Source organism: Pectobacterium sp. HCp5_1, assembly GCF_032905925.1.
Lineage (GTDB): Bacteria > Pseudomonadota > Gammaproteobacteria > Enterobacterales > Enterobacteriaceae > Pectobacterium > Pectobacterium brasiliense_A.
This window is the reverse complement of sequence record NZ_JAUMIO010000004.1, coordinates 83,432-103,502: the sequence shown is the minus strand read 5'-3', so window position 1 is coordinate 103,502 and position 20,071 is coordinate 83,432. Positions and strand designations below refer to the sequence as shown.

23 protein-coding genes are annotated in these 20,071 nt (G+C 55.0%); 6 read left to right on the top strand and 17 right to left on the bottom strand.

What is annotated here, in order from left to right; all coding sequences use genetic code 11:
- The first annotated feature begins 3 nt into the window (after nucleotides 1-3).
- Nucleotides 4-606, top strand: coding sequence for a cytochrome c-type protein NapC (napC, locus tag Q3A88_RS04590; protein WP_010276503.1), 603 nt, complete (start codon nucleotides 4-6; stop codon nucleotides 604-606).
- Between the two features lie 567 nt (nucleotides 607-1,173).
- Here the strand turns inward: napC and ccmI are convergent.
- The 17 genes from ccmI to Q3A88_RS04505 form a co-directional block, all read right to left on the bottom strand.
- Nucleotides 1,174-2,043 (bottom strand): c-type cytochrome biogenesis protein CcmI, encoded by an 870-nt coding sequence (gene ccmI, locus Q3A88_RS04585; protein ID WP_317177494.1) that lies wholly within the window; start codon nucleotides 2,041-2,043, stop codon nucleotides 1,174-1,176.
- Complete coding sequence (locus Q3A88_RS04580) at nucleotides 2,040-2,498, bottom strand: cytochrome c-type biogenesis protein (RefSeq protein ID WP_317177493.1); 459 nt, start codon at nucleotides 2,496-2,498, stop codon at nucleotides 2,040-2,042. The genes ccmI and Q3A88_RS04580 overlap by 4 nt, the downstream gene beginning before the upstream one ends.
- On the bottom strand, nucleotides 2,495-3,052 hold the full coding sequence (locus Q3A88_RS04575) for a DsbE family thiol:disulfide interchange protein (RefSeq protein WP_039515867.1): 558 nt from the start codon (nucleotides 3,050-3,052) through the stop codon (nucleotides 2,495-2,497). Before Q3A88_RS04575 ends, Q3A88_RS04580 begins: the two co-directional genes overlap by 4 nt.
- Nucleotides 3,049-5,004, bottom strand: a complete 1,956-nt coding sequence (locus Q3A88_RS04570) for a heme lyase CcmF/NrfE family subunit (RefSeq protein ID WP_317177492.1) — start codon at nucleotides 5,002-5,004, stop codon at nucleotides 3,049-3,051. The genes Q3A88_RS04575 and Q3A88_RS04570 overlap by 4 nt, the downstream gene beginning before the upstream one ends.
- The gene (ccmE, locus tag Q3A88_RS04565) at nucleotides 5,001-5,483 is read right to left on the bottom strand and encodes a cytochrome c maturation protein CcmE (RefSeq protein ID WP_039467850.1); all 483 of its coding nucleotides are present in this window, start codon (nucleotides 5,481-5,483) and stop codon (nucleotides 5,001-5,003) included. Before ccmE ends, Q3A88_RS04570 begins: the two co-directional genes overlap by 4 nt.
- The gene (gene ccmD, locus Q3A88_RS04560) at nucleotides 5,480-5,701 is read right to left on the bottom strand and encodes a heme exporter protein CcmD (RefSeq protein ID WP_039519962.1); all 222 of its coding nucleotides are present in this window, start codon (nucleotides 5,699-5,701) and stop codon (nucleotides 5,480-5,482) included. Before ccmD ends, ccmE begins: the two co-directional genes overlap by 4 nt.
- A complete protein-coding gene (locus Q3A88_RS04555; protein WP_010276478.1) occupies nucleotides 5,698-6,438 on the bottom strand; it encodes a heme ABC transporter permease in 741 nt (246 codons plus the stop codon). The genes ccmD and Q3A88_RS04555 overlap by 4 nt, the downstream gene beginning before the upstream one ends.
- A 67-nt stretch (nucleotides 6,439-6,505) precedes the next feature.
- Entirely contained in the window at nucleotides 6,506-7,162 is a 657-nt protein-coding gene (gene ccmB, locus Q3A88_RS04550; RefSeq protein WP_014915774.1) for a heme exporter protein CcmB, read from the bottom strand.
- On the bottom strand, nucleotides 7,150-7,782 hold the full coding sequence (gene ccmA, locus Q3A88_RS04545) for a cytochrome c biogenesis heme-transporting ATPase CcmA (protein ID WP_110164307.1): 633 nt from the start codon (nucleotides 7,780-7,782) through the stop codon (nucleotides 7,150-7,152). The genes ccmB and ccmA overlap by 13 nt, the downstream gene beginning before the upstream one ends.
- A gap of 190 nt (nucleotides 7,783-7,972) precedes the next feature.
- Nucleotides 7,973-8,833: a heme lyase NrfEFG subunit NrfG gene (gene nrfG / locus Q3A88_RS04540; RefSeq protein ID WP_039276561.1), complete on the bottom strand. Its 861-nt coding sequence runs from the start codon at nucleotides 8,831-8,833 to the stop codon at nucleotides 7,973-7,975.
- Entirely contained in the window at nucleotides 8,830-9,231 is a 402-nt protein-coding gene (gene nrfF, locus Q3A88_RS04535) for a heme lyase NrfEFG subunit NrfF (protein ID WP_110164306.1), read from the bottom strand. The genes nrfG and nrfF overlap by 4 nt, the downstream gene beginning before the upstream one ends.
- On the bottom strand, nucleotides 9,224-11,098 hold the full coding sequence (locus Q3A88_RS04530; protein ID WP_317177491.1) for a heme lyase CcmF/NrfE family subunit: 1,875 nt from the start codon (nucleotides 11,096-11,098) through the stop codon (nucleotides 9,224-9,226). The genes nrfF and Q3A88_RS04530 overlap by 8 nt, the downstream gene beginning before the upstream one ends.
- 21 nt (nucleotides 11,099-11,119) lie before the next feature.
- Nucleotides 11,120-12,082 (bottom strand): cytochrome c nitrite reductase subunit NrfD, encoded by a 963-nt coding sequence (gene nrfD, locus Q3A88_RS04525; RefSeq protein WP_317177490.1) that lies wholly within the window; start codon nucleotides 12,080-12,082, stop codon nucleotides 11,120-11,122.
- Nucleotides 12,079-12,750: a cytochrome c nitrite reductase Fe-S protein gene (gene nrfC, locus Q3A88_RS04520; protein WP_110164303.1), complete on the bottom strand. Its 672-nt coding sequence runs from the start codon at nucleotides 12,748-12,750 to the stop codon at nucleotides 12,079-12,081. Before nrfC ends, nrfD begins: the two co-directional genes overlap by 4 nt.
- A complete protein-coding gene (gene nrfB / locus Q3A88_RS04515; RefSeq protein ID WP_010305738.1) occupies nucleotides 12,747-13,316 on the bottom strand; it encodes a cytochrome c nitrite reductase pentaheme subunit in 570 nt (189 codons plus the stop codon). The genes nrfC and nrfB overlap by 4 nt, the downstream gene beginning before the upstream one ends.
- Nucleotides 13,317-13,364: 48 nt before the next feature.
- Nucleotides 13,365-14,783, bottom strand: a complete 1,419-nt coding sequence (gene nrfA, locus Q3A88_RS04510) for an ammonia-forming nitrite reductase cytochrome c552 subunit (protein ID WP_410522755.1) — start codon at nucleotides 14,781-14,783, stop codon at nucleotides 13,365-13,367.
- 335 nt (nucleotides 14,784-15,118) lie between these two features.
- Nucleotides 15,119-15,667 (bottom strand): cytochrome b, encoded by a 549-nt coding sequence (locus Q3A88_RS04505; RefSeq protein ID WP_317177488.1) that lies wholly within the window; start codon nucleotides 15,665-15,667, stop codon nucleotides 15,119-15,121.
- Nucleotides 15,668-15,819: 152 nt separating this feature from the next.
- On the opposite strand from Q3A88_RS04505, the gene Q3A88_RS04500 reads away from it, so the two are divergent.
- The 5 genes from Q3A88_RS04500 to Q3A88_RS04480 are packed head-to-tail and all read left to right on the top strand — an operon-like array spanning nucleotide 15,820 to nucleotide 19,974.
- Nucleotides 15,820-16,476, top strand: coding sequence for a thermostable hemolysin (locus Q3A88_RS04500; RefSeq protein WP_317177487.1), 657 nt, complete (start codon nucleotides 15,820-15,822; stop codon nucleotides 16,474-16,476).
- On the top strand, nucleotides 16,457-17,899 hold the full coding sequence (locus tag Q3A88_RS04495) for an AMP-dependent synthetase/ligase (protein WP_317177486.1): 1,443 nt from the start codon (nucleotides 16,457-16,459) through the stop codon (nucleotides 17,897-17,899). Before Q3A88_RS04500 ends, Q3A88_RS04495 begins: the two co-directional genes overlap by 20 nt.
- Nucleotides 17,896-18,561, top strand: coding sequence for a TenA family transcriptional regulator (locus tag Q3A88_RS04490; RefSeq protein WP_110163994.1), 666 nt, complete (start codon nucleotides 17,896-17,898; stop codon nucleotides 18,559-18,561). Before Q3A88_RS04495 ends, Q3A88_RS04490 begins: the two co-directional genes overlap by 4 nt.
- Nucleotides 18,548-19,354, top strand: a complete 807-nt coding sequence (locus Q3A88_RS04485; protein WP_233990729.1) for an SDR family oxidoreductase — start codon at nucleotides 18,548-18,550, stop codon at nucleotides 19,352-19,354. The genes Q3A88_RS04490 and Q3A88_RS04485 overlap by 14 nt, the downstream gene beginning before the upstream one ends.
- Entirely contained in the window at nucleotides 19,351-19,974 is a 624-nt protein-coding gene (locus Q3A88_RS04480; RefSeq protein WP_317177485.1) for a tetratricopeptide repeat protein, read from the top strand. The genes Q3A88_RS04485 and Q3A88_RS04480 overlap by 4 nt, the downstream gene beginning before the upstream one ends.
- The last annotated feature ends 97 nt before the right edge of the window (nucleotides 19,975-20,071 follow it).

The window sequence follows — 20,071 nt, the reverse complement described above, 5'->3', positions numbered from 1 at the left end:
GCTATGAAACAACCAGGAAAAGTGGGACGGTTGTTGCGCCAGTTGTGGCAATGGTGGCGTCGCCCGAGTCGGCTGGCGCTGGGAACGTTGCTTATTATCGGCTTCGCGGGCGGTATTTTCTTTCTGGCGACATCCCAGAAAGGCATGGAAATGAGCAACAGCGAGGCGTTCTGCATCAGCTGTCATGAAATGCGCAATACCGTTTATCAGGAATATATGGAAACCGCGCACTACAGCAACCGCAGCGGCGTGCGCGCCACCTGCCCGGATTGCCACGTTCCGCATGAGTTTGTGCCGAAAATGGTGCGTAAGATTCAGGCCAGTAAAGAGCTGTACGGCAAAATAATGGGCACGATTGATACGCCACAAAAATTTGAAGCACACCGGCTGACGATGGCGCAAAGCGAATGGCGGCGCATGAAAAATAACAATTCTCAGGAATGCCGCAACTGTCACAACTTTGACTACATGGACTTCTCAGGGCAAAAAACCGTCGCGGCGGAGAAACACAGCGAAGCGATAAAACTCGGTCAAACCTGCATCGACTGCCACAAAGGTATCGCCCACAAACTGCCGGACATGCACGGCGTCAAAAGCGGGTTATAACCCGCCCCTTCGTAACACTCGGGACGGCATATGCCGTCCTCGACACAAGCGGAAGTATCCGTTTCTCTCAAATATTTTTGTAATTACAGCGAAGGTTTCGTGCGCAGTAAGTAATGTGATTTTCTGCAACTCGCGTCGCACGCGCCCGACGCGGGGCGGCTCAATTGCCGTCGCCCCGCGTCCCCTGGCTTTTCGCGGGGAATTACGCCGCTTCGCGGTGCCTTCGGCGCTCGTATCCGCTGATCGGACCGCCTGCGACGTGCTCCCGGCACGGCGCAGACTTTCGCGGCGTCCATGCCGCTCATCCGGCGGCCACGCTCACCTCAGCGCAATTCTTTTACGCGAACCAATCCCATAAAATCCAAAGACTGCACTTCGTTCATTGTTATTTTGGGGCAGATGTTTCCGTCTGTGCTGAGAACGGCCTTAGCCGCCCCGTGTCGGGCACGTGCTGCAACGGTTACAGAAAAAACCGTGGGTAATGCGCACGAAACCTTCACCGTAACAACAGAAATGACAAAAGGGCGATATATCGCCCTTTCGGTATTTTATGAAGATAAAAAGAATTTACTTCCCCGTCGTTGCCTGCACCGACAGCGATGCTTTCGCCTGTCCGACGCTGCGCTCGATAACCGCACGACGTGTGTCGTTTTGCGGTAACAGTTTCAGCATCATTTGCCAGGCATCAATCGCATCCTGATAGCGCTGGGCTTCATAGGCATTGAAGGCCAGCAGGCTCAGCACGCGCACATTGGTCGAGCCGGAATTCATCAGTTCACGCAGCATCTCGCCACCACGCTGGCTATCACGCGGGTCGGTAGATCGCGACAGCAGATCGGCATAGTCAAGCGCCAGATCCGTATTTTTCGGATCGAGCTGGAACGCCTTGGCAAAGGCCTGTACGGACATGTCATAGTTATTCAGCAAGCCCGCAATGCGCCCCAGCATCCACCAGTCTTGTGGATTGTCAGACTGCGTCTCCAACTGGCTACGTAATCCCAGACCGAGACGCGCGACTTCTTCAATGGTCAGTGGTTCGGCGTCAGGATCCAACGCTCGCTTCATCAGGTCCGGCGTTAACGCCACAACCTGCTGCAACTCCTGTACCCGATTAACCGCCGAGGTCTTCCAAAACACACCGAGGCTGACAATAACCAGCAGCAGCACGCCCGGCAGCAAAACCCAGCGGTTTAGCGGGCGCTGTTGTGTCTTCGCACCGCCAGGAATATCCTGCAATAGCGTATGCTGGAGTTCTTCAACCAGTTGAGCATGCTCCTGCTCATTGGCAGCATCCGCTGTAAGTTCACGCAGACGGTCACGATACAGCGCCTGATTGATCGCATCGCGATCGTATTCGCCCCGTGACGACCACGGTGCAAGCAGCAACGCGGAAAGCGCAATCAGCGATAGCACAATGACGGTTGTCAGTAACATCATTCCGATTTCCCCTCACGCCCTAACAGCGTCTGCAAGCGCTTTTTATCCTGTTCGCTCATCGGTTCTTTGGCGCTTATGATGCGGCGTGCACGTCGGATAATCATCCACGCGCCCGCTGCCAGAAACAGCGCAGGCAGCAGCCATAATAGAATGGTAAACGGCGTGATCGGCGGTTCATACGTCACAAAGTAGCCGTAACGATCCACCATATAATCGACAACCTGCTCTTTCGTTTGCCCCTGCTGCATCAGCTCGTACACTTTTTGCCGCATATCCGACGCAATCATCGAATTGGAATCGGCAATACTGTTGTTCTGGCATTTCGGGCAGCGCAGCTGCATCGTCAACTCACGAAACTGCTGCTCCTGCGCGTCGTTATCAAAACGCAAGACTTCGGATGACGCCAGCACGCTGAACGACAGCAGCAGCGCACCAAGGAAACTCAGCACTCTCATGCGCCGCCCTCCTTGCTGTATTTTTCCCACAGCGGTTGCAGCGTTTCCTGCCATACCTGCAGGTTGAGATCGCCCGCATGGCGATAGCGAATGATGCCTTTCCCGTCGATCAGGAAGGTTTCCGGCGCACCGTACACGCCCAGATCCAGCCCCAGCATGCCGTCGCCATCAAATAAGCTCATTGCATAGGGGTTGCCCAGCGTCTTCAGCCATTCAACCGCTTTGGGGCGTTCATCTTTATAATTCATGCCCACGACGCGAATTCCCTGCGCCGCCAGCGTGTTGAGGAACTGGTGCTCCGCGCGGCACGTCGGGCACCAGGTCGCCCAGACGTTCAGCAGCAGCGGTTTGCCATCGCTCAGCTCAGATTGGCTATAAACCTTTCCCGGCTGATCCAGCGATTCCAGCCGAAACGCGGGAATCGGTTTACCGATCAGAGCCGACTCCAGCCGCATCGGATCGTCACCGTCGCTGTTGCGCACCAGTTGCCACAGCAAAGCCACGGCCAGCAGTAAAAACAGGACGAGCGGGATTAACAAGATTTTGCGACTCATGATGCTGTCTCCCGAACGGCGCGACGCAGGCGATAGCGCGGGTCAAACATGCACAGGATGCCGCCTAACGCCATCAGCCCCCCGCCGTACCAAATCCAGCGGATAAACGGTTTGTAATACAGCCGTACCGCCCAGCTACCGTCATCCAGCTTTTCACCCAAGGCCGCATAGAGATCGCGCGTCACACCCGCATCAATGGCGGCTTCCGTCATGATCGCCCCGCCGGTGGTGTAGAAGCGTTTTTCCGCTTTCAGCGTCGCTTCCGGTTTGCCGTTGCGCGTCACCTCAATCGTCCCTTTCGCGCTTTGCCAGTTAGGCCCCACGACATCACGCACGCCTTGAAACGTAAAACGGTAATCGTGGATTTGTATGCTGTCGCCCGCCCGCATCCGTACATCCCGCTCAACGCTATAATTCTGACTGAAGGCGATGCCCACCACCGTCACCGCCAGCCCAATATGACCGCACACCATGCCCCACTGGCTCAATGAGAGCTTGCTCAAACCGCGCAGCAGACCATGACGACGGGTGGAACTGGTATGCAGTTCGTACACCGTTAAGAAGAACACCCACAGCGCCATCGACAGGCCAACTACCGTCATGGCAACAACGGAATCCTGTAACAGCCACGGCAGCAGCAGCGACAGTGCGGCGGTCACGGCCAGCGCAATTAGCAGCAGCTTATGCAGCTTTTGCGGTTCGTCGCGCCGCCAGCGAACCAGCGGCCCCACGCCCAGCAGCAAGGCAAACGGAGCCATTAACAGGGTGAACATGGTGTTGAAGAACGGTGCGCCAATCGAGATGCTGCCTAAGCCCAGCTGTTTATGCACCAGCGGCAGCAGCGTTCCCAACAGCACGACGAGCGTCGCCGCCATCAGGATCAGGTTATTGCCGAGCAGGAACGTTTCACGCGACCAGAGCGAGTTCGTGACCCGCGCCCGTACCCGGTTGCCTTTGATGGCGAACAGCAGCAACGAGCCACCGATGACAATGACCAGAAACGCGAGAATAAACATGCCGCGCGCCGGATCGGAGGCAAACGCGTGCACCGACACCAATACGCCGGAACGCACCAGAAATGTCCCCAGCAGGCAGAGCGAGAACGCACCGATAGCCAGCAGTACCGTCCAGGCCTTGAAGCTGCCGCGCTTTTCGGTGACCGACAGCGAGTGCAGCAACGCCGTGCCCACCAGCCATGGCATCAATGACGCATTCTCCACCGGATCCCAGAACCACCAGCCGCCCCAGCCGAGCTCGTAATACGCCCAGCCCGAACCCAGCACGATACCCAGCGTCAGGAACGACCACGCCGCCTGCGTCCACGGTCGGGACCAGCGGGCCCACGCGCTGTCCAACCGTTCCGCCAGCAGCGAGGCGACCGCAAACGCAAACGCCACGGAGAACCCGACATAGCCCATGTAGAGCAATGGCGGGTGGAAGATTAACCCGACATCCTGCAACAGCGGATTGAGATCGCGCCCGTCAATCGGGTAGTCCGGCAGCGTACGCGTAAAGGGATTCGACGTCAGAATGATGAACAGCAGGAAGCCGACATTAATCATCCCCATGACGGCCAGCACGCGGGCGACCGCATCCAGCGACATCCCGCGGCTGAATACTGCCACCGCAAAGGTCCAGCCGCTCATCAACAGCACCCAGAGCAGCAGCGATCCTTCATGCGCACCCCACGCCGCCGCCACGCGATACCATACCGGCAGCGCGCGGTTCGAGTTGTTGGCTACGTAAAGGACGGTGAAATCATTGATCACCAGCGCATACACCAACACGAGGAAGGAAGCCAAAATGCATGCAAACAGCGCCCAGGCAAGCGGACGCGCCAGCGCCATCAGACGCGTATCCTGACGCGACGCGCCCCACAGCGGATACACGCTGAGCAACAGCGCGACGCCCAGCGCCAGACAGAGCAGATAATTGCCTACTTCAGGCATCATAACCGTTTACCCTCTGTGCCCGCTGCCGTTGCATGACCGTTTTGCCCTTCCATCGCCGCCTTAATTTCCGGTGGCGTGTAGTTTTCGTCATGTCGGGCAAGCACTTCTTTCGCCATGATGTGATCGTCGGTATCCAGAATGCCCTGCGCCACAACCCCTTGCCCCTCGCGGAACAAATCCGGCAGCATTCCGTTATAGGTCACCTCCACGGAGCCCTGCGCATCATAAACGGTGAAGCGAACTTCCAGACTTTGGCTATCGCGACGCACGCTGCCCGGCATCACCATGCCGCCGACGCGCAAACGCTGCCCGATCGCCGGCTTTTCCTGCGTTTCGTTCTTGCCGTAAAGAATTTCGCTGGGTGTATAAAAGAGATCGATATTTGAGCTCAACGCATAGAGCGTCAGCGCTACCGTTAACACCGCGCCGCAGACGACAGCCAGAATGGCATAGAGGCGAGTTTTACGCGGGGCACTCATTGCGCCACCTCCATCGTTTCCGACTGACGAGCCGTATTCTTGCGCTGCTCACGCGCCTGCTGGCGACGAATATCACTCAGCAATGCGCGACGATTCAAGAAGGTATGACCGACCAACGCACTCAGCGGTAACAGCGTTAACACCACGGCCAGCCAGACGTAAAAGGCATAGCCGCCCATCGCAAAGAAATCCTGCCAACTCGTGAAAGCGATGTTCATCGGGCTATTCCTCCTTTATTAAGCAGCGCAGCCACCCAGGGGGCGCGGCGCTGCTGTACCAGTATCAAGTTACGCAACCGCATCAGTGACAACGTCACGAATAAACTCATAAATCCTAACATCATGATTCGCAGCGGGAGACGCATGGCGGGATCGATCGTTTTCTGCATTTTTGTCGATGCTTGATGCAGGGTATTCCACCACTCGACCGAGAAATGGATGATGGGTAAATTCACCACACCCACCAGCACCAGAATCGCCGCCGCACGACCGGCAAGACGGCGATCGTCAAACGCGTTGTAGAGCGCGATGATGCCCACGTACAGAAACAGCAGAACGAGTTCCGACGTCAGACGTGCATCCCAGACCCACCAGGTTCCCCACATCGGTTTCCCCCAGGTGGCGCCCGTCGTTAACGCTATAAAGGTAAACACCGCGCCGACCGGTGCCATTGCCGCCACGGCAAGCTCCGCCGTTTTTGACTGTCGAATTATCCCGATCAGCGCAAATATCGCCATCACGGCATAGACGCCCATCGACCACACGGCCGCCGGCACGTGCAGGTACATGATGCGATATCCTTGCCCTTGCTGATAATCCGCGGGCGCAAATCCAAATCCCAGCAGGCAACCGCCGATCAACAACGCCGCGCTAAGCAGGGCAAACCAGGGGATAAGCCTGCCGCAAAGGCCATAGAGGCGATCCGGCTGCGTAAGCTGATAGTTCTTTTTCAACATAACGTGTGCTCACTCTGCGTAAAACTCATCCCAACGGGACGATGAAGGCGATCCTGAGATCGGAAAATTACTGTATGCTCACCCGCAACGCCGCCGCCGTAGCAAACGGGCTCAGGGTGGCGCTGCCCGCCAGAAAAGCACCGAGGATCGCCAGATACCCGCCCACCGGCAGTTGCATCATGGCGGCCTCGACCGCCGCCGTCGCAAAAATCAACAGCGGTATGGTGAGCGGCAAGACCAGCAGGCTTAACAACACGCCGCTGCGGCGCAGCCCGACCGTTAATCCCGCACCAATGGCACCCAGAAAACTGAGCGTTGGCGTGCAGAGCAACAGCGTGAGCGCCATCACCCGCCAGCCGTGGCTGTCCAGCCCAAACAGCAGCGCCGCCAGCGGCGAAAGCAGTAACAGCGGCAGTCCGCTGACCATCCAGTGCACCACCACTTTCGCCAGCACCACTAACGGCAGCGGCAACGGCAGCAGCGTCAACTGTTCCAGTGAACCGTCCTGATAGTCATCGCGGAAAAGACGATCCATCCCCAGCAGCGAAGCGAGCAACGCCGCCACCCACACCACGCCGGGGGCCACGCGCATCAATAGCTGCGGCTCTGGCCCAATAGCCAGAGGGAACAAAATGATGACGATCAGGAAGAACCACAGCGGGTTGAGAATTTCCGCGTTATTGCGCAACGCGACGCGCAATTCTCGGGCAATCAGACGCTGCATGATGGGGTTCCCTCACCTGGAGTCAGCGAGATACAGCGAATGCGCTGAGCGAACGGATGCAGCGGCTGATGGGTGGTTAAAATGATGATGCCGCCGCGCGCAGTATGATGTTCCATACGCTGCGTCAGCATGTCGACGCCCGCCACATCAAGCGCGGTCAGCGGCTCATCCAGAATCCACAGCGGGACGTCGGTGAGCCACAAACGCGCCAGCGCGACGCGACGCTGTTGCCCTGCCGAAAGACGCGCCACGGGCACGTCTTCATACCCAGCCAGTCCGACTGCGGCCAGCGCCTGCCAAAGTGCATCCTGTTGCTGGTGTGGATAGAAAAAGCGCAGGTTCTCTTCACCGGTCAGGGCGCTCTTGATGCCCGGCTGATGGCCTAGCCACAGAAGCTGCTGATTAAACTGCTCGCGCATACGGTTGATGCGTTGCCCTTGCCAGCAGATTTCCCCTGATTCAGGTGTCGCCAGACCGCTTAACATGCGCAACAGCGACGTTTTGCCCACCCCGTTGGCACCGGCAATCTGCACCATTTCTCCCGCGCTGGCCGTAAACGACAACGCGCTGAACAGCACATGCTCATCGCGTATGCAAACCACATCGCGCGCTTCTAACATCGGGGTGTACTCCTACTTTCTTAGTGGCTATAGAATAACATGGTGCCCTTACTCCCCCTCTCGGGGACCCTAACCATAAAGAGTTAATCTGTTTTATTGAGATCAATAAAACCGGTGATTCCGGTTATTCTCGTCATTATGACGGAGCAAAAAGCTGCGCTTGTCCCTCTGATTCAAGGGGTATCACGCACTATTTCTGGCTGTTCTTCAGCAGCGTTGCCGTGTTGATTGCTTCAATCAATTGAACGCGATTAACCCGCGGGCTGTACGTATCCAGCAAGCGCTGCCAAATCGTAATCGCGCGCGCATAGTCCGCTTTCAGGAACGCATCAGACGCCAGCAACATCAGCGCCGTCACTTCATTGGCATCCAGTGCCAGCGCTTTATCGACCATCTCTTGCATAGGTGGCGTGACTGCCTGACCCGCCTGGTAATACAACACCGTCGCCAGCGCCGAATACAGCTCAGCACTGTCGCCCTTCAGCGCAATCGCCTGCCGATAAGCACGCAGCGCGTTGTCGTAGGCGTTACGGTAAAGATAATATTCACCCAGCTCAGCCCAGAGGACGCTGTTTCCCGGCGTTTTACGAATGTTGTCCTGCAAGGCAACAAGCTGTTTTTCCTGCTGCTGTGCGGCGCTAAAATCATGTAGCGGATCGGCAAGCCGCTGGCGTTCCGTCTGAACCAGCGCTGCACGCGGACTTAGCATGTAGAACGTCGCACTGCCCAACAGGATAGCGACGATCGCGACCACAACGGCGATGACAGGCATCGAGCGCGATGCAGAAGAAGAGGATGACGTTAACGGCAGGTCGTGAGACAGTTCGCGCCCCAGCATCCTGGCTTCATGTTCAGAAAGGTACTTCCCTGCCTGCTCGCACTGAAAATGCCAGATGCGTTCGGCTAAACGCGGTAGCTTGTCATCCCCCTCCGGCTTGCGCAGGGGCAAAAGCGGCCATAACAGTCCGGTAGCCAGAACGACAACCGCGATGGCGACAAACACCATGCTTAATACGTTCAGGTCCAACAGGTTCACGCTTAACAGGCTCATAGGCGCGCCCCTCGGTTCTGCCGCCGTATCACCCGCCACGCGATAACCGCAATCGCTAATAGCAAAAGCAGTGGCGTAAGCCAGAGGATGCCGGTTTGCATTTTCATCGGCGGGTTGTACTGAACAAAGTCACCATAGCGCTGATTCATAAATGCCATAATGTCTGACTTGCTCTTGCCCTGCTCCACCATGGAAAAGACCTCATGGCGCATGCTGACCGCCACAGGCGAATTCGATTCCAGCAGGCTCTGGTTCTGGCATTGAGGACAGCGTAACTCACCGGCAATCGCCATAGCTTCCTGCCGCTGTGCCTGACTGGAGAACGCCCAGGTATCGACCACCTGAGCCGGCACAGAAAAAGCCAGCAGCATAAAAAGGAGCGCTATGTATTTAGTCATAGGCCCGTCTCCCCCTGAACCATCCCAGCAGTGCGCCCGCGACCATCAACATGCCGCCGCCCCACACCCAGCGAACACCGGTTTGTACATAAAAACGCATCGCATAGCGGTTCTCGCCCGTTTTCTCTCCCATCACGGCATACCATTCTCTGATCGGCCCCCAGGTAATGCCCGGCTCAACCATCTGCTGTTTGCGTGCGTTGTAGTAACGACGTTCCGGCATGACCTGAGCGATCGGTGAATCGCCGCGATAAATCGCAATCACGGCCTGCTCTGCGGTGTAGTTTTGTGCCGCCACTAACTCCAGCTGTAAAAACCGAAAATGGTAGTCGCCCAGCGTGACCTGTTCTCCCTGACCGACATTGGCGCTGATTTCCTGCTTGCTGCCCGCAGAGAACACAATCCCCAGGGCAAATAGCGCCACACCCGTATGCGCCAGCAGCGCAGGAAGTTGCTGGCGTATCGCCGACAGCGGTTGTAACCACTGCGCAGCCATAGCCCAACCGATCAAACCCGCAGCCAGTGCAACGGCATACCCATACGGCCATAAGACCAGAGCGGTAATAATGCCGACGGCCAGCGTCATTCCTAAACGCCGAACGGGCCATCGCGTGCTACGTTTCCAGTAGCCTCCCGCCGCTACCCCGATGAGCAGCAGCATCAGACCACCGAAGGGCAAAAGCACGCGGTTAAAATAAGGCGCGCCGACGGAGATTTTCCCCCAGCCCGCCAGCCCGTAAATCATCGGGTAAAGCGTGCCGAGCAGTACCACCAGTGCGACAGCGCTGAATAACAGCAGCACCAGCAGTATCGCCATTTCCCGCGACCAGCCGGAGAAGCGAGCTGCGGAGCGGACAAGCTGAGCACGCCAACCGTAAACCGCCAGCGCCGCCATACTTAAGCAGGCAAAAAGGATAAAGAGAGGCACTGCGCGGTCATGTTCGAGGGCGAAGGCATGGACGGAAACCAGTATCCCGGAGCGCACAATCAGCGTGCCCAGCAGGCATAAAATGAACGTCAGCAGCGCCAATATCAGCGACCAATGGCGGAAGATGCCGCGCATGCGGGTGACAGACAGGCTGTGCAGTAATGCGCTGGCCGTAAGCCACGGCAGCAGCGAGGCGTTCTCTACCGGATCCCAGAACCACCACCCTCCCCAGCCCAGCTCGTTATAAGCCCACCATGACCCGAGGATGATGCCCAGCGTTAACAGGCTCCAGGCGGGTAGCGTCCAGCGCCAGCAAATCCAGGCGGCTGGCGCAGTAAACTCACCGTGAATCAGGGCGGCTAGCGCCAGCGCCGCACTCACGGTTAACCCGCCATAGCCAAGATAGAGCAACGGCGGATGGAGGATGAGGCCAATGTGTTGCAACATGGGATTGAGATCCCTCCCCGCCACCGCTGGCGGGAAGAGACGCACAAAAGGATCGGAAAAGAACAGAATGAACACCAGCAGCGCGGTAGAAATCACGGCCAGCATCGCCAGCGTGAGTGGAAACAGATCGCTCGTCGCCTTGCGATAGCGGCAGGCAAACGCGGCACTCCAGCCGGTTAAACATAACAGCCACAGCAGCAGCGATCCTTCATGCCCGCCCCAGACCGCCGCAATTTTTAGCCCCAGCGGTAAATCACGATGGCTATGCTGGGCGACGTAGTTAACGGAGAAATCATCCTGCACCACGCTCAACGTCAGCGCGATAAACGCGAACAGCACAAGGCCAAACAGTACTAACGTCCAGCACCGCGCCAGCCGGTAAGTGCCCGACCAGCGCAGGGAGTGGCCTGAAAATGTCAGCAACGCCGTCGCCACACCGACGCAAACCGCCAGCGACAGCGCGACATACCCAAATTCTGGCAATAACAACATCAACGGGCCTTTTGCTGGGAATTAGACAACGGTTAACTGCCCCGCATAGAGAATAAAGAAGCGCAGTAACAAAACGCCCACCAGACTCAGGCCGCACACCGCCAACACGCCATACGGTGAATGCTGTCGGCTAGCCCATGACTTGAGCAGCAAGGGAATAACTAATCCAATCCCTACCACGCCCAGCCAGAACCACACGGCCCAGAATCCCCCGCCCACAGCGGCCACCAGCGCCCGCTGCTTCCCATCGTCCCCTAAAGCAAGGCCGATAAAGAACGCGAACAGTAAGAAGATCTCTAACCACACGACTGGCGTTTCGACACGGTGTACAAAGTGCGCTTCTTCACTATGCGGATTGCGGCGATAGCGGCAGGCCATGGCGATCAGCACCACAGCCGCACCGGAGGACACCCCCGAAAACAGGAATAAAGCCGGTAGGATCGGGTTATTCAGCAGCGGATAGGTTTTCAGCGCGGAGAGTAAAAATCCGGTGTAAGCCCCTAACATCACCGCCAGCAGCAACATCACGATATCCAGCGATTTCTGTAGCGGTGCCAGCCAGCCGAGCACCTTGGGAACGAGGGTCAGCTTCGGTAGCCAGCGCTGTTGCAGCACGATAACCTGCTCGCTGAAAATGTTGACCAGCCAGACTGCCAGCGCCGCCATATAGACCTGAAACAACATGACCCCAACGGACATCACCGAGGTAAAACTGTAGTGGAACATCAGCTTCCAGAACGTCCACGGGCGCGTCAGGTGGAAAACTAGAATCAGCAATCCAAAGATAATGGTGCACGGTGCAAGAATCAGCGTGGTGCGCATGAGCGTACTGTCGGCGGTTGCCTGCTCGGGGTGGTAGCGCCGCAGCAGGACTGCCAGCGTCACCAGCCCCGCAGAAATGCCCACCAAAAACAGGTAAATCGCAATCGGCCAGTCCCAGACTAACGAATCAAAATGGAATGCGCTTGAAGACACGGGCGTCATTGATGAACCTCCCCGTATTTAAACGGTACGCGATAAACCTTAGGACGAGTGCCGAGCGCGATTTTGTAGCGATACGTCGGCTGTTGACGAAGCAGGCGGAAAATCTCGCTGTCAGGATCGTCAAGGTTGCCGAACGTCAGCGCCTTCGTCGGACAAGACAACACACAGGCGGGCAGTTTTCCGGCTTTCAGGTTGGTCTTGCGGCAAAAATCGCACTTATCCGCCGTTTTCGTCTTCGGATGAATAAAGCGCACCCGATAAGGACAGGCAGCAAGACAGTATTGGCACCCTACGCACAGATCGGGATTCACATCTACAATGCCGCTTGCCGCATCGCGATACGACGCCCCAGTAGGACACACGTCAACACAAGGTGCATGATCGCAGTGCTGACAAGAGTGACGGAAAAAGCGGTATTTCACGTCAGGGAAGGTCCCGATTGGTTCGCTGCGAACGATCGTCAGGCGCGAAACGCCCTCCGGCACCTGATTGACTTCCCGGCAGGCATCCATGCACGCCGTACAGCCGATACAGAGCGATTCATCGTGGATCATGCCGTAGCGGACGCCGTTGATATTCAGCGTCTGTGCGACAACCTGCCCCGCCGTACTGGTGATGGCAATCAGCCCTCCCATACGGGCAAGAAATTGGCGACGAGAGCAACTCATGGCTGCCTCTTATTACCCAGATGAACTGAGGCTGGGTTGAAGTCTGGGTTATTACGCTGATCGCTATGGCAATCCACACACAGTTTGATGCGACTCTTATCGTTCAGCGTCTGCATACTATCCTGCGTGGGGTGCAGCTGATGGCAGCTGGCACAGGCCACTTTCGCGACGTGCACATCGTGTGGCCAAAACGATTTTTGCAGCTGTTCCGGCGTATGGCATGACATACAGACGCTGTTTTGCTCTTCCACCTTGTACATCGGAAAGTTAAAGCGCATGACATCTCTAACGCCTTCGCGGTGCATCGGCGATGGCTTGCCGTGACAGTTGGTGCAAGTCAGCTGTTTTTGATTATGCGGGTTGACGGCGGAGGCATGCTTGCCTTGCATGCCATCCTCTTCCGGTTTATGGCACTGTAGACAAGCCTCATCGGGATTGCGCTGCGGCATGACCTCCCAGCGCTCTCCTTTTTCCGCCTGAGGTGCGGGCTGCGTCAGCCCTGGCAATGCCCAAAGCATGCCTGATACCAGCACCCCGGCAGTCAATAACGAACGTAATACGCTCATATCCACTCCACTTTATGATCGCCCGCGTCCACGGGCGATGAGGGGTTATTAGTTCAGTCGTCCCGCTTTACGCGCTTGCTCATCCCACTGCGGCACTACCGTGTTCAGGAAATCCTGTTTTTCGGCTTTGATTTGCTGCATGTTGAGCCCAATTGCCTGCTGCGCTTTCTCTTTTGTCGAGATATCCGGCAGCTTGATTTCTCCTGTTATCCCTTTCTGGGCCAACAGACGCACCAGCTTGGTTCTCGCCTCGGCGGATTTACTCAGCGAAGTGCCAAGCATCCGTAAGCCTTCATCCGGCGCATGCATGTGAATACCGTGAGAGGCAACCGCCAGATCCCAGCGCCATTGCGCATGGCGGATATCCATCAGAATCGGCTGCATTTCTGCTTCGGTCGCACCGGCATCCCAGGCCGCTTTCGCCTCAAAGTGCGCGTGAACCAGTTGCGCTTCTGCTTTCAGTTTTAAGTCCTGAATGGCCGTTTTGCGTTCAGCAACAACCGCCTGCATCGCCGCTTTATCCTGCGTGTGGCAATTGGTACAGGTTTCGCCGTAATTGTCGAAAGGGTTACCTATCTTGTGATCGGTATACAATTTGCCGTCCGCGTTTTTCACTTTCGGCATATGGCAGTCGATACAGGTCACGTTGTTTTTACCGTGAATACCAATGCTCCAGGTTTCATATTCTGGATGTTGGGCTTTCAGCATCGGTGCGCGGGAAAGGGTGTTGGTCCAATCGGAGAAGGAAATGGCGTCATAGTATTTTTCCATGTCTTCGACTTTCGTGCCGTTATCCCATGGAAATTTCACCGCTTTGTCTTTACCGGAAAAATAATACTCAACGTGGCATTGTCCACAGACCATAGATTGCTGACCGAATCGACTAGCTTGATCAAATGGTTTGCCAATCGCTTCCATTGCGCGCTCAGCGTAAGGACGGGACAGCGTCAGCGCTGGTTTGCCCTGAGCGAAATCCGGGGACGCAGTATCATGGCAGTCCGCACAGCCGAGATCGTTAGTAATCTCCGGCCCGCCTCGCGCCCATTTGCCTTTGAAGTAACCGTCCTCACCTTCCTGTTGAATCAAGCGGGCAACATCCGGGCTTTTACAGCTCCAGCACGCCATCGGCAGAGGGCCATCTTCTGCCGTCTTTGGTGCGCCGGTACGCAGCGTTTCGCGCACATCCGTGATGGCATAGGCGTGGCCGCGCGGCTTGTTATAGTCTCTGGAGAAGGGATAACCCGCCCAGAGGACTACCATCATAGGGTCTTCTGCCAGCGCATCGTGACGCTCAGACTGCTCGCTGGTCGCTTTCCACGAGTTGAACTGATCGGGGTGTTGAGCGGTGAAGACTGAATTTCTTGCTTCTATTGGAGCGGGAGGGGGGGACGCCGGAGCATCAGCGGAATAGGCTAGCATCATTAGAAAGAGACTGGCTACCATGCCCCACAGATAGGAGACTGACATGCTTATCCTGACCATGCGTTTGTGTCCAATTTAAGCCGCCTACCGGCGGTCATTTTCGTTATCTATTTGACAGAAACCACAACAACTGTCGTGACATTACTCACCCTATGAATAACAAAAAGATGCATTCAAAATATTGTTTTTGATCAAAGGTAAAGAAAAGTAATGAATCGTATCGAAAGTTATATGAGGATTGTCTCAGTCACGGCAGGATGGCGCACACGGTGAAACGCGAACAGAGGTTGCCACGGATACTTTCAGACGCCCTATCTGATACCCCGTGGCAGAAACAGAAGCTTAGAATCGCCCACTGGGGGCCGAACAAGGGTCTGACGCTACTCGGGCATTCTGCCCTTGCGAAGGGGTAACATTCTGTCCAGCGTATTATCACGCACGATATAATGGTGAAATAACGCAGCCGCGGCATGAAGACCAATAATAAAATAGCCGGCATTGGCTATCAATTCATGCAGCGCTTTCAGATTGTGCTGAATATCTTTATTCAGTACGTCAGCAACGGGCATTTTTATTCCCAAAAAATACCACTCTACCTGCCCGTAATAAAGCGAAGCCATCCCAAAAAGTGGTAATAAAATAAACATGAGGTATAACACGCCGTGCGTTATTTTCGCCGCTATATGCTGCCAGCGTGGCAGCGGTGGGACAATAGCAGGATCGCCATGCCTCACTTTCAGCAACACTCTGATTAACATGATGAATAATACAAATAAACCCGCAGTATAATGCGTCAGCGCCATGGTTGCTCGCTCAGGACTGTTTTTTGGCGTAAATCCTTTAAGCTCCATCGCAGCATAGGTAATCACTATCATGATAAAAACAAGCCAATGAAAAATAATTTGGCTAGTCGCATAGGTTTTTTTCATTTTCAAATACCCGTCGATTAACAGTAAGTTATTTATAGAATCGAAACCTTAAGCGTACATTAATATAAAAATTTTCATTTCAGAAAAAACTCTTAAGGTTGACATAATAATTCACTGTCAGGATGACCTTATTTTCAGCAGAGGCTCATATTATGCGAATAATGTCACCCTACACATTAAAATGGTTACATGGCGGATACGAACAGAATGATATTTCAGCGTCAATACGTGAAAGCTATCATCAGATTTACGACGCCTCACTTTCCCGCTGTATGCCCTGGCTTCTCGGCATGTACGATGCCCGTGGTGAACTGAGAGCAGCCTGTGGCGTCCAGACAGCTTCACAAGGTGTATTTTATCTGGAGCACTATCTTGATGCTCCCGTTGAAACGCTATTGTCCTCGCGGCTTAACCTGCCCGTTTCACGGGAGCGGATTGTCGAAGTGGGAAACTTTGCCGCCAGTGACGGTGCCTCTGCTCGCGTCATGTATGCCGCCCTCTGCTTGTTGCTTAATCAATACCATTACTCGTGGATCGTGTTTACCGGCACCAGGAAAATCCGCAACATCTTTCATCGACTGAATCTGCAGCCGATCCTACTGACCCCTGCCAACGCGGAAAGACTGGGTGATGCCGCACAGGAATGGGGGAAATATTACCTGCACGATCCGCAGGTCATGGCCGGTGAACTCATAGGCGGGAAAACCACGTTAAGCCAGACAAGCATGCTGCTTAGCCTATTCACCGCGTTACCTGACGCCCCCTGGATAACGACAACGGGAGAACCTTATGTTTCTGGACAGGCTTGAACAGCAAGCACTACGTCATCCCGATGCTGTCGCCCTGCAAGGCGAAACCCGGGCATGGAGCTGGAAGCAATACCATGAGTCGGTCATGGATGTCGCCAGGCAATTAACGTCACTCGGCGTAAAACGGTTAGCTCTCGAGTCAGAAAATAGTCCTGAATGGGCCATCATCGACCTTGCCTGTCTCATTAGCGGGATTGTGATCGTACCGGTCCCCCCGTTCTTCACCGACGGACAAAAAGCCTGGGTGCTGTCGTCGGCATCGATTGATGCGCGAATCGGCGGCGATGCGTTGGAAGAGTGGCATACGTGCGATTTCTCACTAGGCAGACTGCAAACCAGAACGGTCGATGAACCCGTGCCCTTGCCTTCCGGTACGGCCAAAATCACCTATACCTCCGGCACTACGGGTGAGCCTAAAGGTGTGTGCCTGAGTCTGAGCGGCATGGTATGGACGGCACAAGCGCTTGCAACAGCGTTGCACCCCCTTCACTTACAAAAGCATTTGGTGACATTACCACTCAGTATTCTTCTTGAGAATCTGTGTGGCATTTACATCCCGCTGCTTCTGGGGGCTGAAACCGTTGTATTACCGCCTTCACGTACCGGTTTTGAAGGCTCTAGCCGCTTCAATGCTGCTCAGTTTTCACAGGCACTTGTGCGTTGGCGTCCAGAAAGTCTGGTGTTGGTGCCGGAGTTATTACGGGTGCTATTACATTTGCACCAGCACGCTCAGGAAAGCACACAGTCACTCCGTTTTATCGCGGCGGGGGGTGGCAAAATCTCTGCTCAGTTGCTTGAGCTTGCGGCTCGCAGCGGGCTCCCTATTTTTGAAGGTTATGGACTATCAGAATGCGGCTCCGTCGTGGCACTCAACCTACCCGGAGCCACAAGTCAGGGCAGCGTCGGCAGGCCATTACCGGGTATCCGAATCTCGGTTGATGATAATCAGCAACTGGTCGTCGTGAGTCCGGCCAACGCGCTGGGCTATCTGGGGGCACAGCCTCCCTCATTGACGGTAGCGACCGGCGATCTCGGCAGAATCGATGACGACGGATTCGTTCACATTCAGGGGCGCATAAAAAATGTGCAAATTAACGCCTTTGGCCGCAATTTTTCCCCGGAATGGCCAGAAGCGGAGGCCATGGCCTGCCCAGCCGTCCGCCGCATTGTGATTTTCGGTGAAGGATTAGTGCGTAATGTGGCACTGGTCGACGCGTTTGACGGGCAACAGGATCGGGCTCGGGAGCAGTTGATGGCACTTTCCGCCCGACTACCTGATTACGCACAGCTGCATCGGTTGTTGTTTACTCACGATATTTCATCACCCGATATGTTAACGGCCAATGGCCGCCCTCGCCGAAATACCATATGGCAAACCCTACAACATCAGATTCTCACCCGTAGTGAGGAGGAGCAACAATGAACTTCTATCACCAATTACAAAATAAAACGACGACTGAACGTCAACAGTTGCTTTCGTCTCCGGCTATCGCCCGTTGCCTTGATGGCAACATTTCACGCGAGATGTATATCGAGTTTTTGACCCAAGCGTACTATCACGTCAGCCATACCGTCCCGTTATTGATGTGTGCAGGTAGCCGCCTCCCTCCATCGCATGAATCTATGCGTGGTGCAATTGCTGAATATATCGAGGAAGAATACGGCCATCAGGAGTGGATTCTGAATGATATTCGCGCCTGTGGCGGAGATGCAGAAAAGGTCAGATTAGGGATGCCCGGCTTGCCCATTGAAATGATGCTTGCCTTTCTTTATTACCGCATTGAACGTGTCAATCCCATGAGCATCTTTGGCATGGTGTGGGTTCTGGAAGGCACCAGCGTGTCTATTGCGTCCGCCATTGCTACACGGGTGGAACAGGCTCTGGGGCTACCAAAAGAGGCAACCACCTATCTGCGTTCTCACGGCGAGCTAGATCAGGATCACCTGAAATTTTTTGCCTTGCTGATGAATACCGTCACTGATAAGCGAGATCAGGATGCCATTGTTCACACGGCTCACCGCGTTTATCACCTGTACACACAGATGCTCAACCAACTGGGGAATGGCTCAAGTGAACCTGCATAATAAGACAATCCTGCTGACAGGTGCGAGTGGCGGAATTGGTCAGGCGCTGGCACACGCATTAGCGGAAAAGGGGGCAAACCTCTACCTGGTGGGGCGTAACGAACAGGCGATGCAGAGCCTGCAACAACAGTTACCCCACCCAGAACGGCACTGTATCGCTCTGATGCAAACCTATTCAGAGATTGAAATCATTACCCTTGCTGCCAGGTTTAATGAAAACCGTAAGCTGGACATCCTCATTAATAATGCAGGATGCAGCCATTTTGCGTTGTTTGAACAGCAATCTTTCGATGATATTCGTGAACAAATCCGGACCAATATTGAAATTCCAACATTACTCACTCGCACATTATTAAGGAAATTGAGTCAACAAAGCATTGTCCTCAATATCGGTTCTATCTTTGGGGAAATTGGGCATCCCGCATGGAGCGTATACAGCGCAACAAAAGCCGCTATGCATCGTTTTTCCGAAGCCCTAAGCCGCGAGTTACGAGGCAGCGGGATTTCTGTACTGTATGTCGCCCCTCGTTCGACGGAAACCGCGCTCAACAGCGAAGCCGTCTATGCCCTGAACCGCAAACTCGGTAATGGTAGTGATACCCCCACCGTTGTGGCTACTCAGATTGTCCGACTACTCGAAACGGAACAAAAGCGATACCGCTTCGGCGTTATGGAACGCCTGTTTGTCAAAATTAATGCCTGGTTTCCCTCCGTCGTTGACGGCGCGTTAAACAAGAAATTACCGGTCATTCAGGCGTTCGCTCGACGCACGGTCAGAGGAGAAAATAAATGAGAACGCTCAAGACGCTTATCGCTGTATTGGCAGGTGTTGTACCGGTGTCCGTGCTGGCAAATACACCTCTGGCAGATTTACAACACGACTGGTCTGTCTGTCAGTACCAGACATTGGAAGCTAACAAGGAGAGTTGCTTTAGCACGTTAAGCCAGCGGGCACATGACGCGAGTCATGCCAGAAATGATGATGTAACATTATTGATCTGGTCAGGGATTATCGATAGCAGTTGGGCTGGAGCAAAAGGCGGTCTGGGAGCGCTCAGCCTGGTCAAACAGGCTCGCACCAGTTTTGAGAAATCGATAGCTATCGATCCCAACGCGCTTGAAGGATCGGCCTGGACCAGCCTCGGCGCTCTCTATTATCAGGTTCCCGGCTGGCCGATAGGTTTTGGTGATAAAGAAAAAGCCGCTGAGATGCTAAAAAAAGCACTGGCGATCAATCCCGATGGCATTGATGCCAACTATTTTTACGGTGACTTTCTGCTCAAAGAAGGAAAAGTCGATGAGGCGAAACGTTATCTGGAAAAAGCACTTCACGCCCCGGCTCGACCCGGTCGTGACATTGCCGATAGTGGCCGTCATCGCGATATAGCAAAAGCGCTGGCAACGATTCAATAATGACAGCTCGCGGGCAGATAGCGTTAAACCGCGAGCACGTACCAGCCATTTTCTGTCGTAAGGGGATCGGTTGGCTCTCTTCAGGGGCTGCCATCAG